This window comes from Ruegeria spongiae (genome assembly GCF_023502395.1).
GTDB lineage: Bacteria > Pseudomonadota > Alphaproteobacteria > Rhodobacterales > Rhodobacteraceae > Ruegeria_C > Ruegeria_C spongiae.
Genome location: NZ_JAMFMB010000030.1, coordinates 1 through 15,907 on the forward strand (window position 1 = coordinate 1; position 15,907 = coordinate 15,907).

Annotated in this window: 14 protein-coding genes; 6 read left to right on the forward strand and 8 right to left on the reverse strand. The window is 61.8% G+C overall.

Annotated features, from left to right (window positions below):
• The first annotated feature begins 71 nt into the window (after nt 1-71).
• A complete protein-coding gene (locus tag M3P21_RS18370; protein WP_249712350.1) occupies nt 72-530 on the forward strand; it encodes a GNAT family N-acetyltransferase in 459 nt (152 codons plus the stop codon).
• A 151-nt stretch (nt 531-681) separates the two neighbouring features.
• Here M3P21_RS18370 and M3P21_RS18375 read toward each other — a convergent pair whose 3' ends face one another.
• Genes M3P21_RS18375 through M3P21_RS18385 form a run of 3 tightly spaced genes read right to left on the reverse strand, consistent with a single transcriptional unit; the run spans nt 682 to nt 3,772 of the window.
• Entirely contained in the window at nt 682-1,263 is a 582-nt protein-coding gene (locus M3P21_RS18375) for a retropepsin-like aspartic protease family protein (RefSeq protein ID WP_249712352.1), read from the reverse strand.
• Nucleotides 1,264-1,304: 41 nt separating this feature from the next.
• Entirely contained in the window at nt 1,305-1,925 is a 621-nt protein-coding gene (locus tag M3P21_RS18380; RefSeq protein WP_249712354.1) for a MarC family protein, read from the reverse strand.
• Nucleotides 1,922-3,772, reverse strand: a complete 1,851-nt coding sequence (locus M3P21_RS18385) for an ABC-F family ATP-binding cassette domain-containing protein (RefSeq protein ID WP_249712356.1) — start codon at nt 3,770-3,772, stop codon at nt 1,922-1,924. Before M3P21_RS18385 ends, M3P21_RS18380 begins: the two co-directional genes overlap by 4 nt.
• Nucleotides 3,773-3,853: 81 nt before the next feature.
• Between M3P21_RS18385 and M3P21_RS18390 the strand changes: the two genes are divergently transcribed.
• Complete coding sequence (locus M3P21_RS18390; protein ID WP_249712358.1) at nt 3,854-5,056, forward strand: multidrug effflux MFS transporter; 1,203 nt, start codon at nt 3,854-3,856, stop codon at nt 5,054-5,056.
• Nucleotides 5,057-5,159: 103 nt separating this feature from the next.
• Nucleotides 5,160-5,582: a nucleoside-diphosphate kinase gene (gene ndk / locus M3P21_RS18395; protein ID WP_249712360.1), complete on the forward strand. Its 423-nt coding sequence runs from the start codon at nt 5,160-5,162 to the stop codon at nt 5,580-5,582.
• Here the strand turns inward: ndk and M3P21_RS18400 are convergent.
• A complete protein-coding gene (locus M3P21_RS18400; RefSeq protein ID WP_249712361.1) occupies nt 5,579-5,911 on the reverse strand; it encodes a TfoX/Sxy family protein in 333 nt (110 codons plus the stop codon). The two genes, ndk and M3P21_RS18400, sit on opposite strands and share 4 nt — an antisense overlap.
• 189 nt (nt 5,912-6,100) lie before the next feature.
• On the opposite strand from M3P21_RS18400, the gene M3P21_RS18405 reads away from it, so the two are divergent.
• Together M3P21_RS18405 and M3P21_RS18410 are read left to right on the forward strand one after the other, a co-directional pair.
• Nucleotides 6,101-8,179, forward strand: a complete 2,079-nt coding sequence (locus M3P21_RS18405; protein ID WP_249712363.1) for a M10 family metallopeptidase C-terminal domain-containing protein — start codon at nt 6,101-6,103, stop codon at nt 8,177-8,179.
• 41 nt (nt 8,180-8,220) lie between these two features.
• On the forward strand, nt 8,221-9,441 hold the full coding sequence (locus M3P21_RS18410) for a cytochrome P450 (RefSeq protein ID WP_249712366.1): 1,221 nt from the start codon (nt 8,221-8,223) through the stop codon (nt 9,439-9,441).
• 7 nt (nt 9,442-9,448) lie between these two features.
• Here the strand turns inward: M3P21_RS18410 and M3P21_RS18415 are convergent, their stop codons facing one another.
• The 3 genes from M3P21_RS18415 to M3P21_RS18425 form a co-directional block, all read right to left on the reverse strand.
• A complete protein-coding gene (locus tag M3P21_RS18415) occupies nt 9,449-10,825 on the reverse strand; it encodes a sensor histidine kinase (RefSeq protein ID WP_249712368.1) in 1,377 nt (458 codons plus the stop codon).
• Nucleotides 10,818-11,498 carry a response regulator transcription factor gene (locus tag M3P21_RS18420; RefSeq protein WP_249712370.1) on the reverse strand — a complete coding sequence of 227 codons (681 nt, stop codon included), beginning with the start codon at nt 11,496-11,498 and terminating at the stop codon, nt 10,818-10,820. The genes M3P21_RS18415 and M3P21_RS18420 overlap by 8 nt, the downstream gene beginning before the upstream one ends.
• 174 nt (nt 11,499-11,672) lie before the next feature.
• Nucleotides 11,673-13,118, reverse strand: a complete 1,446-nt coding sequence (locus M3P21_RS18425; protein ID WP_249712371.1) for a Do family serine endopeptidase — start codon at nt 13,116-13,118, stop codon at nt 11,673-11,675.
• 1,592 nt (nt 13,119-14,710) lie between these two features.
• On the opposite strand from M3P21_RS18425, the gene M3P21_RS18430 reads away from it, so the two are divergent.
• Entirely contained in the window at nt 14,711-15,298 is a 588-nt protein-coding gene (locus M3P21_RS18430; protein WP_249712373.1) for a Hint domain-containing protein, read from the forward strand.
• A 9-nt stretch (nt 15,299-15,307) separates the two neighbouring features.
• Here M3P21_RS18430 and M3P21_RS18435 read toward each other — a convergent pair whose 3' ends face one another.
• Nucleotides 15,308-15,901, reverse strand: coding sequence for a nucleotidyltransferase family protein (locus tag M3P21_RS18435; RefSeq protein ID WP_249712428.1), 594 nt, complete (start codon nt 15,899-15,901; stop codon nt 15,308-15,310).
• Nucleotides 15,902-15,907: the final 6 nt, after the last annotated feature.

Below are 15,907 nucleotides of genomic sequence, written 5' to 3' on the forward strand. Positions count from 1 at the left end.
ACGGACATTTTAGGTCTTTGACGTGAGTACAACGTTGATACAATACGATTCCAAGTACTGAGGATATTTCATTGGTCACCATCTCGATCAGACGGGCGGAACCTTCAGAAGCACCTCTCGTCGGGAATCTTGTTCACGACCTGCTCGATGAACTGTCTGATGAGAAAGGCAGTTCGATAGATACCGTCATCGAAGCCGCCGATGAGGCACTGGCAGAGTCAGGCGTCATTGCCTTGATCGCATCCGATGGAGCCAAGGCAATTGGCGTCATGATGCTAAACGAGTGTTTTGCGATTTATGCAGGGGGCAAGTTCGCTGAGATATCTGAACTATACGTGCGTCCTGAATACCGCTCCAAGGGGGTAGCCGTCGACTTCTTGGAACATGCGCAATCCCTGGCAATTGACCGTGGTTGGCGGCGGTTAGAAGTTGGTGCTCCTGATCAACCCAGATGGCACCGCACGCTTGGATTTTATCTTCGAAATGGGTTTGAGGAAGTCGGTCCGAGACTTCGGAAGTTGCTGAGTTAGTTTCAGAGCCTCTCAACCCAAGTGCATTTTCGATGCTGATTGCGGACATTGGTGCACGGCGCAGAAACCGTCATACTGGGCTCGAAACCAGCCATCCATTGCTTTTTCCTGAAAGCAGGCTTTCACTGGAGATCGATTGGGTCAATCCGCTCTAACGCTGCAGGATCAGCGCACCGTTTGTGATCTGGACGCTGGGCAAGCGTTGCAGATACTCCATCCCCAGCAGCGACCGGTCCATCTCGCCTTCATTGACCCAGGCGGTCAGGTTGCTTTCGGTGAAGCCGTCCAGCCCGATGGTCTCGATCTCGACCGGGGCGGTGCGCACCTCGCCATTGGCGGTCATGGCGCGGCCGAAATAGTTCAGCGCGCTGGTGTCGATGCCCACCCGCTCGGCGTCGCGATGGCTCAGCACCACCTGGCTGGCGCCGGTATCGACCAGAAAATCCACCGGTTTGTCGTTGACCATCAGTTGCAGGTAATAATGCCCGTCCGGCGCGCGGGGCACTGAGATGCCGCTGTCGCTGACGCTCATGCGCAGGCCCGGATCGACGCTGCCGCGGATGTCCTCCCACAGCCCGTAGGCCGCGATCACGCCGATGAAGATGAACGCCCATGCCGCGATCTGTTGCAGTGTCTTGTTCATGCCCTGCCGGTTCTGGGTGAAGAACCAGAACAGCAAGACCGCCCCGAGCAGGGACAAATAAGCAAGCCGGGCAATGTTGTCGCCGTCCATACGCGCCACCTAAATCACTGATACGGGATCGATATAGGCGCTCAGCCCGCGAAACCAAAGTCCCGCAGACCATCGAGGATGAACTGCACCGCTAGGGCGGCCAGCAACATGCCCAACAGCCGCGTGACCACGTTCAACCCGGTCTTGCCCAACAGCCGCCCCAAAAGGTGGGAATTGAGGTTGAACACCAGCAGGATCGCCATCACCGCCAGCATCACCGCGATCACGGTCGCCAGCCCCTCTATCCCCGGGTTCTGCCCGGCCAGAAGGATGATCGAGGCGATGGCCCCGGGCCCCGCGATCAGTGGAATGGCGAGGGGAAAGATCGAGGGGTCGGGGTGTTCCTCTTCCTCGGCGCTGTTTTCGCGCCGTTTGGTGCGCCGTTCGAACAGCATGTCCATGGCGGTCAGAAACAGCAGCGCCCCACCTGCCACGCGGAAGGCCGACATCGAAATGCCCACAAAGCCCAGCAGCGCCTCGCCAAAGGCCGCGAACAGGATCAGGATCAGCGTTGCGGTGATGCAGGCACGGATCGCAATGCGCCGCTTGGTCTGCAGATCCATCTCATGGGTGATCGCCAGAAAGATCGAGGTTTGCGCGGGCGGGTCGATCACCACAAAAAGTGTGGTGAAGGCCGAGATCAGAAAAGCCGTGTCCATCATATCGCCTCTGCCGCTTCGAGTTTTTCCTGCGCTTTCAACCACATGGCCTCAGCTCGATCCATCGCCTCGGCGACTTCGGCGTATTTGCGGTTCCACACACTCAGATCGCCGGTCCTGCCGTCTTCGTAAAGCGCCGGATCGGCCAGTCTCGCGGCCAGTTTGTCTTGCATGTCGCTCAGCTTGCCAACCCGCTCTTCGCATTTGCGCACGTCCGAGCGCAGCGCCAGCAGCCGCTCGCGCGAGGGGCGTTTGGGCTTGGCGGCGCGGGGCTCTTTCGAGGTGGGTCTTTCGCGGGCCAGCAGCATGGTGCGATAGGCGTCCAGATCGCCCTCGAAGGGTTTGACCGTGCCGTCCGAGACCAGCCAGAGCCGGTCCGCCACCAGCCCCAGCAGGTGCATGTCGTGGCTGACCAGAATGACCGCGCCGGTATAGGCCGTGAGCGCCTCGACCAGCGCCTCGCGGCTTTCGATGTCCAGGTGGTTGGTGGGCTCGTCGAGGATCAGCATATGCGGCGCATCCAGCGTGGCCAGCAGCAGGCTGAGCCGCGCCTTCTGCCCGCCCGAAAGCCGCCCCACCAGGGTTTCCGCCTGATCGGCGTTCAGGCCAAAGCCCGACAGCCGCGCGCGCCATTTTCCGGGCGCTTCATTGGGGCGCAACCGGCGCAGGTGATCCAGCGGGGTTTCATCCACGCGCAGCTCATCCACCTGATGCTGGGCGAAGTACCCCACCCGCAGCTTGCCCGCCCGCGTGGTCTTGCCCGCCATCAGCGGCAACCGGTCGGCCAGCAGTTTCGACAGCGTCGATTTGCCCTGACCGTTCTTGCCCAGAAGCGCGATCCGGTCGTCCTGATCAATGCGCAGGTCCAGCCGCTTCAGCACCTCGGTCTCGCCATATCCCGTGACGCCGCCTTCGAGGGTGACAATGGGGGGCGACAATTCCTCGGGTTCGGGGAAGGTGAAGGCGCGCAGCGCGGCCTCCTGCGGGGTCGAGATCAGCTGAATCCGCTCGATCATCTTCAGTCGCGACTGCGCCTGCACCGCCTTGGAGGCTTTGTAACGGAACCGGTCCACGAAGCTTTGCAGATGGGCGATACGGGCCTTGGCCTTGGTATTCTCGGCCTGTGCTGCCGCCAGCTTCTCGGCGCGGCGTTCGGCGAATTTGTCGTATGGCACCGCGTAATAGCTGAGCTTGCGGTCCTCCAGATGCAGGATCGCGCCCACCGCGCGGTTCAACAGGCCCCGGTCGTGGCTGATGATGATGACCGTATGGGGGTATCTCGCCAGATAGCTTTCCAGCCACAGCGCGCCTTCGAGGTCGAGGTAGTTGGTCGGTTCATCCAGCAGCAGCAGGTCGGGCTGGGCAAAGAGGACAGCGGCCAGCGCCACCCGCATCCGCCAGCCGCCCGAGAAATCGGAGCAGGGGCGCAGTTGGTCAGCATCGTCGAATCCCAACCCCTTGAGGATCGAGGCGGCACGCGCCTCGGCCGACCAGGCGTCGATATCGGCCAGCCGTGTCTGGATATCGGCGATGCGCGCGGGGTCGTCGGCGCTCTCGGCCTCGGCCATCAGTGCGCTGCGCTCGGTGTCGGCGGCCAGCACCGTGTCGATCAGCGAGACATCGGAGGAGGGCACCTCCTGCGCAACGCCGCCGATGCGGGCCTGCCGCGGGATCGAGATGGCGCCTGATTCCAGCGCCAGCTCGCCCCGGATCAGCCGGAACAGCGTGGTCTTGCCGGTGCCGTTGCGCCCGACCAGACCGACCTTGTGACCGGTGGGAATGGTGGCGCTGGCGCCGTCAAAAAGCGGCCGTCCCTCGACCGCGTAGGATATGTCTTGGATCCGTAACATGCCCGGCTCTTAACAGAGCCTCCGGCGCGCCGCCAGCACCAAGCTCTGGTCAACATGCGACCCCCGTGCTAGCCGCGAGACATGGCCGAAACCCGTACCCCACCGCATCTGATCACACTGGTCCTTGCGACCGCGATCGGGGTGCTGTCGGTGAACATGTTCCTGCCATCGCTGCCCAACATGAGCGTGGCCTTCGGGGTCGATTACGGGGTGATCAACCTGTCGGTGGCGGGCTATCTGCTGGTCACGGCGGTGATGCAACTGGGGGTCGGGCCGCTGTCGGACAGGTTCGGACGTCGGCCTGCCATGCTGGGGGCCATGGGTATTTTTGCGCTGGCCTCGGTGGGATGTGCGCTGGCCGAGAGCATCGAGGTCTTTCTGGCCTGCCGCATGGTGCAGGGCACGGTTGTGGCCGGGCAGGTGGTCGCGCGCGCCGCCATCCGCGACATGTACCCGCCCAACGAGGCCGCCAGCAAGCTGGGCTATGTGACCATGGCCATGGCGCTGGCACCGATGCTGGGGCCGATGCTGGGCGGCGTGCTGGAGATGGGGTTTGGCTGGCGGGCATCATTCTGGCTCTACTCTGGTATGGGCTTTGGCATCTTGCTGTTGCTCTGGCTCGATTTCGGCGAGACCAATACCACCCAGCCAGCCACTTTTGCGGCGCAGATACGGCAATACCCCGAGTTGTTCGCCTCGCGCAGGTTCTGGGGCTACAGCCTGTGCGCGGCCTTCTCGATCGGCGGGTTCTATGCCTTCATCACCGGCGCGCCTCTGGTGGCGGCGGCCTGGTTCGATCTGAGCCCGGCACTGCTGGGGCTGGGCATCGGTATCATAACCGCAGGCTTCGTGGTCGGCAATTTCGTCACCGGTCTGATCGCCAAACGCACCAAGCTGATCTGGATGATCATCGCCGGGCGGGTGGTTGCGACGGCTGGCCCGCTGCTGGGGTTGATCCTGTTTCTGGCCGGGCAGGGCACCGTTTGGGTCTTTTTCGGCGCGGCGGTGTTTGTGGGCTTTGGCAATGGGTTGACCGTTGCCAACGCCACCGTGGGGCTGATGTCGGTGCGTCCCGCTCTTGCGGGCAGCGCTTCGGGGCTCTCGGGGGCGCTGGTGGTTGTGCTGGGCGCAGTCCTGACCTCGGCCACCGGCATCATGGTGACCCCCGAGACCGCGCCCTTCGCGGTTCTGGGCATGATGCTGGGCTCCAGCGCATTGGGGCTTTTGTCGGCGCTTTACGTGCTGCGCGTCGATCTGCGCGACCCCTTGCCGGACGCGACCTGAGCCTGCGCCCATCATAGCGCTTTTCACGCGCGGTTTCCCGTGTTAGGCGGCGCCCGGAACAATCCGGCGCGCGCCCGCGCCGTCAGAGCAAGGAGAGCCGCACATGGCACTGGAACGCACATTCTCGATCATCAAGCCCGATGCAACCCGCCGCAACCTGACCGGCAAGATCAACGCCAAATTCGAAGACGCAGGCCTGCGCGTCGTCGCACAGAAGCGTATCCACATGACCAAGGAACAGGCAGGCCAGTTCTACGAAGTGCACGCCGAGCGTCCGTTTTATGACGAACTGTGCGAATTCATGTCCTCGGCCCCGGTGGTTGTCCAGGTTCTTGAAGGCGAAGGCGCCATTGCCAAGAACCGCGAAGTGATGGGCGCCACCAACCCCGCCGACGCCGCCCCCGGCACCATCCGCGCCGAGTTCGCGGAATCGGTTGGCGAGAACTCGGTCCACGGCTCGGACGCGCCGGAAACCGCAGCGGTTGAGATCGCCTATTTCTTCTCGGGGATCGAACTGGTCGGCTAACCCCGCTTTTCGATCACCCCAATCGCATCAAGGGCCGCTTCGAAATCGGAGCGGCCCTTGTCGTATGACCCGGCCACCAGCGCATCAAAACGCGTGCGCAATTCGGCTTTTTCCTTGCCCTTGCAATCGTTCCAGGGACGCCCCTGCAAGGCCATGACCAGCACGTAATAGCCGATGAAATGCGGCCGCAATCCCGATTGCAGCAGGCGCGCATAGGCTGCATCTGCGCCCAATTCGCGCAGTTCTTCGGCACTGTGAATACCTGCACGCGCGCAGGATTGCTCGTAAGCGGGGCCAAGGTTGCGGATAGAGGAGATGGGGTTTGACATGGGTCGACCATATTTGGTGATGTCGGTCCTGTCACGTTCGGGTCGCGCCACGAAGAAAGTTCACCAAAAAACCCAGATTTCGCCTCGTTTTTGTTTCACATTATAGGCGAGTTGCGCGTATATGACTTTCGTAAATGTTGAAAAAGACGCTATCAAAAGCGTCGCGGAATATCTGGAGCAATTACTGTAATGGGTAATGCGGTTTACACACTAACCTCAACCGAAGTTTTTGACCCCTGGTTGTCCACCTATCATTGGGACCTCAAGGAAGCGGGGAAAACCTATTCCCAGTGGGCGACACCGACACTGAATGTGCTGGAATACAGCTTTCCCAATGCCTCGAACATGGCGCGAGCGTTTGATTTCGAACCGCAATTTAGCGGCTTGAAACCGACCACCGCAGAGGCGCGGTTGGCCGTTGACAAAACATTTGCCGAAGTAGCCAGTTTCACGAATATCTCGATCACTCAAAGCAACAGCACCAACGCCCCGATTCAAATCGCCATGGACCCATCGTTTGACGGCGGCTATGCGTACTTGCCAGGGAGTTTCCAACTGGCAGGCAATATCGCACTGGGGACGTGGGTGACAAATCCGGTTGCCGGGAACAGGGCGAATTTCGTCATCTTACATGAGATTGGCCATGCAATGGGGCTTCTTCATGGTCACGAACACCGAGACTTTGTCGTAAGCGAACTGGACAGCCATGAATACACCGTCGTGACCTATTCCAACTATGTGGGCGACAGGGAAACCTATTCCTTTGAAACCGGACCGATCGATTGGGCGCAATCTTTCATGCAACTCGATATCGCTGCAATGCAGTTCCTCTATGGTGCGAACTACGCAAGTTCCGGCGAGGTCTGGAGTGGCGACACGACCTATCGTTTCAATCCCAATACCGGTGAAATGTCGATCAACGGCGACGGGCAGGGCGTCCCTGCCGGGAACCGGATCTTTCGCACGATATGGGATGGCGACGGAAACGACACTTACGATCTGAGCAATTATGCGACCCATTTGCGGGTCGATCTGAGTCCCGGGGCGTTTTCGACCTTTTCCAAGGCGCAGCTGGCAGATCTCGATCGGTACTCGAACGATCCGGGCCGAATCGCGGCGGGCAATGTGGCCAATGCCCGGCTGGTTGACGGTGACGCCCGTGCGCTGATTGAAAATGTGGTGGGCGGCGGCGGCAACGATGTGATCGTCGGAAATTCAGCGGCCAATCAATTGGATGGCGGCGCCGGGAATGACGACATGAACGGTGGTGTGGGCAATGACAGGCTAATCGGCGGATTTGGCAACGACCGGCTTTTTGGCGCCGATGATCAAGACTGGTTGTCCGGTGGTGACGGGGCAGACAAACTGCATGGCGGCCTCGGAAACGATACGTTGCTGGGCGGCAGTGACGATGACGTGATCTTTGCCGGCACCGGGAATGACTCGCTTTATGGCGGCAACGGGAACGACCAGGTGTACGGACATCAAGGACGGGATCGCCTACATGGTGGCCTTGGAAACGACACGTTGCTGGCCGGCAGTGACGATGACATGATCTTCGCAGACGGTGGGAATGACTCGCTTTATGGCGGCAACGGGAACGACCGGTTGTACGGACATCAAGGGCTGGATCGCCTACATGGTGGCCTCGGAAACGACACGTTGCTGGGCGGCAGCGACGATGACATGATCTTCGCAGACGGTGGGGATGACACGCTTTATGGCGGCAACGGGAACGACCGGTTGTACGGGCATCAAGGAGGGGATCACTTCCATGGCGGCCTTGGAAACGACACGTTGCTGGGCGGCGACGGTGATGACCTGATGTTCGCAGGCGTTGGCGAGGATGACCTCTTTGGCGGTGCCGGGAATGACCGGCTTGTCGGTCTGCAAGGGCAAGACACTCTCAAAGGAGGAGCAGGGGACGACCTTATCATCGGAGGCCTTGGAGCAGATCAGCTTTATGGTGGCGCAGGGGCGGATCGTTTTCGGTTCAGTTCAGCTTCGGACAGCAACAGCGCAATTGGCGTCGACAAGATCCATGACTTCGTGAGCGGGATTGATGTGATCGAACTGTCCGGTCTGTTCGACGGTCCACCAACGCTGGCCCTCGAAGGGGATTTTGCGCAGGGTGCAGTATCGGTCCGTAGCTTCAGCAACGCAGGTGACACAATTGTCGAGGCCGATATCAACGGTGATGGCGATGCAGATTTCCGGCTGGAGGTTCTGAATTTAGCGCAGTTGTCCGAAGGGGATTTCCTACTGTAACCTACCCAAGGCGGCGCGTTTCGCGCGGTGCGGGAGAGCATGTGGGCTTAGCCAAAACGGATATCGAGAGGTTCAACCTGGCCCGTGCGCCGGTCGGTTTCCTGCGCGATCCGTTTGTCTACTTTGATGCTCTGCTGGCGCATGTGCCGGTTCTGCCGCAACCCGATGGGTCGGTTCTGCTGTGCCGTCACGCAGATCTGGATCGTATCTATCGCGACACGGTGCTTTATTCCTCGGACAAAAAGGCGGCGTTTGGTCCGAAATTCGGTTTGGACTCGCCGCTGTTTGAACATCACACCACCTCATTGGTCTTCTCTGACCCGCCGCTGCATACGCGGGTGCGACGGATCATGACCTCGGCACTGACCCCGCGTGCCATCGCGAAGATGGAGCCGGGGCTGATCGCGACGGTGGATCACCTGCTGGACGGGCTGGTGCGGCAGGGGCAAGTGGACCTGATCGAGGATTTTGCCGCCACGATCCCGATCCAGATCATCGGCAACCTGCTGGACGTCCCGCCAGAGGAACGCGCGCCGCTGCGCGACTGGTCGTTGGCCATTCTGGGCGCGCTGGAACCCAGCCTGACCGGCGATCAATTGGCGCGCGGCCATCAGGCGGTGACGTCCTTCAAGACCTATCTGGCCGACCTTGTCGCGCGGCGCCGGGCCGAACCGGGCGATCCGGAAACGGATGTGCTGACCCGGTTGATCCGGGGCGAGGGGGCGGATGCGCAATTGTCCGAGACGGAATTACTGCAGAATTGCATCTTCATCCTGAATGCCGGGCATGAGACCACGACCAACCTGATCGGCAACGGCCTGGCCCTGTTTCACGATCATCCCGATCAGCGCGCGCGCCTGCTGGCAGAGCCTGATCTGCTGGCCTCTGCCGTTGAAGAGGTGCTGCGCTATCGCTCGCCCAACCAGTTCGGCAATCGCGAGACCACCGCCGAGGTCGAGATAGACGGGCTGGTGATCCCGGCGGGCACCAACCTGCATCTGTGCATCGGCGCTGCCAATCGCGACCCGGCTGTGTTCGAGGACCCGACGCGGTTCGACATTACCCGCAAGCCGAACCGGCATCTGGCCTTTGCGGGCGGCCCGCATGTCTGTGTCGGGCTGACCCTCGCACGGCTTGAAGGGCGGGTGGCGATCGGTCGGTTCCTGCGGCGCTTTCCCGATTATCACCTGTTGCCGGGGCGGGTGCGGGGCGGTCGGATCCGGTTTCGCGGCTATGCGCACCTGCCTGCGGTGACGGGCTGACGGCGCATTAGCGCCCGGAGGCGCGAGAGAAGCTCAATTCGGCAACCAGGCCGGGCTGTGCATTACCCAGCGTCAGCGCGCCGCCATGCAGCCGCGCGATGGCCGCGACCAGCGCCAGGCCCAGACCGGCGTTTTTCTCGGTGCGGCTGGGATCGAGGGTGACGAAGGGCTGCGCCAGCTTGTCCAGATCGACCTCGGGCACACCGGGCCCGGCATCCCGGACGCCCAGCGATACGTGATCGACCCCGTCCGCCACCATGATCGCGATCTGCGACCCCTCCGGCGCATAGCGCAGGGCGTTTTCCAGCAGGTTCGACAAAGCCTGCGCGATCAATGTCCGATGGCCGCGCACCTGCGTGGCGGTCCCGGACTCGGCGATGGTGATCCCCTTGTCCAGGGCGACGGGCTCATAGAACTCCATCACGTCATGGACCAGCTGCGTCAGGTCCAGCGGCTCGAACTCTTCGCGGCCCAGGCCCGCCTCGGCGCGTGAAATCTCGGTCAGTTGCGAGAACACCCGCAGCAGATGGTCGACCTCGCCCATGGCGCGGGATGCATCCCCCTCGCGTTCTGCCGGGGTGCGATCGGGCGAGGTCAGCAACTCGACCCGCTGGCGCAGGCGTGACAGCGGCGAGCGCAGGTCATGGGCGATCGAATTGGTGGTCATGCGCAGATTGCCAATCAGTTGCTCGATCCGGTCCAGCATGTCGTTGAGGGTCGCGGCCATACGCTCGAACTCGTCATCCGAGCCGCGCAACGGTATCCGCCGGGACAGATCGCCCGACATGATCTCGTCGGCGGTGCGGGTGATATCGGCCAACCGCGAGAAGACCAGCCGCGTCAACAGCCATCCGGTCAGCAGGCTGAGCGCGACCGAGGCCAGCAGGGCCAGCCCCACCGATTGCAACAGCACCTGATCGAACTTGCGCGCCTCGGTCGTGTAGCGTCCCACCAGCAGTCTCTCGCCGCGGCGCAGACGGATCGAGGCCGCCGCGACCGGCAGGGTCTGGGTGGTATCGGGGCGTTGCAGGGTCAGTTCGACCCAGCCGCTGCCCGGCTCGACCGCCTCGGGCCAGTGGCTGAGATTGCCGGCCAGAACGCGACCATCGGTGCTGGTCAGCAGATAGATCGCGTCGCGCTCGGCGGCGTTCACGGTTCTGCGGTTGATCGCGGTGATCAGACCGATCATGCCCAGCCGTTCATATTCATCCGCAAGTCCCGCCAGTTCGGCGGTCACCACACTGCGGGTCTCACTCGAGATGGTGCGGTTGGCGTTGACATAGACCAGCGCAAGCACCGCCGCCGTCAGGATGGTGCTGAGCGCGATGCTGACCAGCGCCAGCCGGGTGCGCGCATTGCGAAAGACCGACAGGGGTTCAGCCATCGCGCATGATATACCCCGCGCCGCGCACGGTTTCGATCAGGGGGATGTCCGCCCCTTCATCAATCTGGCGGCGCAGTTTCGAGATATGCACATCCACGATGTTGGTGTTGGGGTCGAAGTGATAGTCCCAGACGCCCTCCAGCAGCATGGTGCGTGAAATGACCCGGTTCTGGCGGCGCAGGAAGAACTCCAGGATCTGGAACTCGCGCGGGGTCAAGGTGACGTCGCGCCCGTCGCGGGTGACCTTGCGCTTGAGCAGGTCCATCTCGAGATCGCGGCAGGTGAGCGTCGCGGTCTCTTCGGTATCCTGCGGGCGGCGCAGCAGTGCCTCGATCCTTGCGTGAAGTTCCTGAAACGAAAACGGCTTGACCAGATAATCATCAGCCCCGGCACGCAGACCCTTGACGCGTTCGTCCACCGCGCTCATGGCGGTGAGCATCAGGACCGGGGTTTGCAAACCCGCGGCGCGGATGGATTTGGTCAGCGACAGCCCGTCGAGACCGGGCATCATCCGGTCGACGATCACCACGTCAAACCCGCCATCGGTCGCGTGGTAAAGCCCCTCGCGCCCGTCTTCGGCGGTTTCGACCGCAAAGCCTTCTTCGGCGAAGCCTTTGGCAACAAAATCACGGGTTTCCGCATCATCTTCGACAATCAATACGCGTCTGCTCATGGGATCAATCCTGTGCTTGGGAAAAAGGTATAGGCCGGGTTTCATCGGATTGCACGCGCCGGGCGCATCTTGTTTGCGCCCGGCAGGACCGGCAGGTCGGGGACAGAAGTGACCCGTCGGACCTAACGCGCTTGCACCTCCCCAGGCAGCGCGTCGTTCTTTGGGTGGATCGTCTTACGCGATCCGCACCGGAACAAAGATCTGGCTGCCCGAGCGGTTGATCAGCAACAGCGCCGGATCAGTCTTTTCCGATTGCAGTGCGCTCATCAACGCCTCGGGCGTTTCGATCTCCTGATCGCCCAGGCGGACGATCACGTCACCGGCGCGCAGTCCCGCTTCGGCCGCAGGGCTGTCCGGGGCCAGCGATTTGATGATGACGCCGTTCACGTCCTCACCGACGCCGATCTCGGCCCGCGCGGCCTGATCCAATGGGGCCACGGTGACACCCAGTTTCGGGTCATCTGCCTTGTCGGTAAGGACATCCGCTGCGCTGGCGCTGTCCTGATGCGCACCCAGCGTGACCGTCATGGTCTGTTCCTTGCCGTCGCGGATCAGGGTGATCTCGCTGGCTTTGCCGCTTTGGGTGCCGCCCACCAGACGGGGCAGGTCCGAGCTGTCATCGACAGCGCTGCCGTTGAAGGTGGTGATGATGTCGCCGGTTTTCAGGATACCCTCTGACGGGCTGCCCTTGACCACATCCGAGACCAGCGCGCCCTGCGCGTCTTCCAGCCCCATCGCGGCGGCGATTTCGGGGTTCACGTTCTGGATCGACACGCCCAGCCAGCCGCGATCCACCTGACCGTCATCGACCAGATCGGCCACGATATCCTCGACGATGTTCGAGGTCACGGCAAAGCCCAGACCAACCGAGCCGCCGGTGGGGGAATAGATGGCCGAGTTCACGCCGACCACTTCGCCCTCCATGTTGAAAAGCGGTCCGCCCGAATTGCCCTTGTTGATCGCGGCATCGGTCTGCAGGAATTCCGCGTAAGGCCCAGCCGAGATGTTGCGGCCCTTGGCCGAGATGATGCCGGTGGTCACGGTCGAGCTCAGCCCGAACGGGTTGCCCACGGCCACCACGTCCTCGCCCACGCGGATGATTTCGCTGTCACCAAATGTCACCGCCTGCAGCGGCTCGTCGACCACGATCTTGAGCACGGCCAGATCGGTCAGCGGGTCGGTCCCGACAACTTCGGCCTCGTATTCACGGTCATCGCTCAGCCGCACAGTGATGCTGTCGGCGTCTTCGACCACATGATGGTTGGTCACGATCAGCCCGTCTTCCTCAAGCACGAACCCCGAGCCGAGACCGCTGCGTGGGCCGGGGGCGGGCATCGGTGTGCCGCCGAACGACCCTTCGGGCAGGTCGAAACGCTTGAAGAATTCATCGAAGCGGGGATCGGTCGCGCCGGGGTTCGGCGCGTTGGCGGGTTGCGGCTGGACCTTCTGCTTGGCCAGAATGGTCACCACCGAGGGCGACACCTCGTCGACCAGATCGGCCAGTACCGCGTCGGCGGCGGCAGGCAGCGCCGCGCCGGTCAGCAGCAGCGCGCTCAGGGCCGAGGCGCCAGCCCATTTCGAAAAGTTGGAAGGTAAGCCGGAATGGCTGCGATCACTCATGGTAGTCTCCTGTATAGGCGCCGGTTCAATCCGGGTCCGCACCTGAAATAGGCAAGGCGCCTTTCGGGATTCTTTTGGAGACATGAAGATTTCTTAATGCGCGTTAAGATTGGCGTCATCCGCCGCCGGTCGGGTCAACCCAATTGCAGCCCTGCCGTTCGCCTGTTGCAGTCCTGCTGCTGCAAGCGCCAGCACGATCAGCGCAGCGACCGCCCGGATCTGCGGCGATTGAAAGTGACGCGCTGGTCACCCGAATCGTGGTGCGTCAGACCCTGATTGTTCCCGTACATGGAAAAATACCTCGCTTTATCAGGTCATTGGTTCGACCGTTTTGGGGGATTGGGGCGAAAAAATGGCATCACTTTGACGTGTACAGTTCGGTTGAGTTGGAAGTGGGGTTGTTCTCGTTACGGCGACAAACGCGCCTCTGGTCTGGCGCATGGTGTGGTACGTGCCAGCCTTGCGAAACAGGCATGAAGGGCAGGTTGTCACTGTGGAGGTCAGGAAACAGTGATCAACCATTGGGCGAGGAGGCCTTGATCAGCGCACGGGTTAACCTCCGTACCTGAGATGTTTGGAAAGAATTTATGTGACATTTTTCCTTTTTTGAATGCGTGCTCTTCGCTATCCATAAAACAGCCCGACTGGGGGGCGGTTTGAGTTGGTCACGGGGGCGACCGCACAAAAACGCATCGAGAGATGCAAGAGGGGGGCGCGACGTCGCGAGCGGTATTTTTCGCCGTGTGACGAGTGCTTGACCGGTATGCCGCGTGGTGTGCCGGGTGTTAATTGGTATCGTTGTGTACCCCCTCTTGTTCGCTTTCGTCGTTGCGTGCGGCGTTGGATCGGGTCGGGCTGTCTTGCGGATGGGCTGAGGTTTCTGAGTGTTGGAGGCCAGCATAACCCATTGCGGAGACGAATATGACGCGCAGTCGCTACAACTCAGGCACGGAACGGATCGCGGGATTGCCGCGTGATGCCTCTGGCTTGGGGGCGTCTTGCGGTCTTGTGGGTAAGGTTTCATCGCAAACAAACAGTTTTGGCCGTATTCGGGGCAACCCGAATGGGGAGGCCGGGGTGTCGCATCGTGCTGGGGGTATTGGCACGGAGCTTGGCACCTCGACCGCCTTTCCGGCGGGGACTGGCAAGAGGTTAAGTGTTTGCGGGGGTATGGAATCCGGGCAAGGGGGCATGCAGCACGGTGTCAATGTATGCACTGACACCAGATATGAAGGACGTGTGACGAGCGACAGTAGGAATGCCGTTTTGAGTGGTGTGGGGACCGTAACGAGTGTCATCGGAGAGGGGGACGGCCTTGCGGCTGTCGCTGGTGACTATGGTGTTCGAGCTGGGGGCGCAACTGACACAACTTTCATTAGACGCCGGGCCGGAGAGGATGTTGACGGGCGGAATGCCCATTCGGCAGCGCTTTCCGGCCCGGTGTCGCAGTTTGCGAGGCCTGGCTGTGTTGTTGGTCAGCCCGTGTGTATCGATGGTTCAGCATAGTGGCTGAGAGTGGCGGGCTGGCGCCTGTATCGCCAGCATCCGTAACCCCGCCCTGAATATGGTTGAGTTGTGAAAGTGAGTATTGTGTGTCCTGTTTTACACCCGGAACCCTGATTGCCACGCCCAAGGGCGAGCGAAAGGTCGAAGAATTGCACGCCGGCGATCGCGTTGTGACGCGTGACAATGGTATCCGGACCCTGTCCTCGACCGGTCGGCGGCGGGTCTGGCCACATCAGATGGCCCACGCCGAACATCTGCAACCCGTGCTGATCCGTGCGGGGGCACTGGATTTTGATCTGCCCGAGCGTGACATGCTGGTCAGTCCGAACCACCGGGTTCTGGTCGCCAACGACCAGACCGCGCTTTATTTCGAAGAACGCGAGGCGCTGGCGGCGGCCAAGCATCTGACCGGGCTGGTCGGGATTTCGCGGGCCGGATTGCCCGAGATCAGCTATATCCATATCGCCTTTGACAGCCATGAGGTGGTGTTGTCGGATGGGACCTGGAGCGAGTGCTTTCAACCCGACGATCCATCCCGCACCGGGGTGGGTGGTGGCAACGCGCAACGCAATGAGCTTTTTGAGCTGTTTCCGGCGCTTAAGACGCGCCAAAGTTCTGTTTCGGTCCGCGAATCCGCTGCGGAAAACGGGGCCGATCTGCGTCTCATGACTTGATCTGAGGCATCACTGGCGGGCCAGCCAGTCGGACCAATCCTTTTCAGTATCCAGATCCCGGCGCGCATTGGTGCCGGGCAAGGGCACGCAAACGGTTCGCGCGGCGTGCAGGCGGGCCACGCTCTGTGCGCCCGCATCTCCGGTCAGCGCAAGGAGGTCGGGAAAAAGTTCGCGGGCGAAGATCACGGGATGGCCGGGTTTTCCGGCCTCGGTCGCACCGCGCCAGATCAGGGTATCAGTTTTTAGATCAACGGCTTGCAAGACATTTTTCAGATCATTTTTGGTAATATCCGGCAGATCAGCCAGTAGGATCATCACCGCAGGCGCGGAAGGTGGCAGCGCAGAGACCGCGCGGCGCAGGCTGGCATTCATCCCTTCTGCCGCGTCGGGTACGGGAACGATATGGGCATCAAGCCCTGCGACCGCGTCGTGGCGCGGATGCGGGGCGGGCGGCAGGGCGACATAAAGCGGCCCGGCACCGCGCGCGCGCCGCGCGGTGCGCCGCAACAGGGGTTCGCCGTCGATAGGGCGCATCAGCTTGTCTGCGCCCCCCATACGGCTTGAGGCCCCGGCGGCCAGCAGGATGATCGGGATCGTACTCATGCCGCC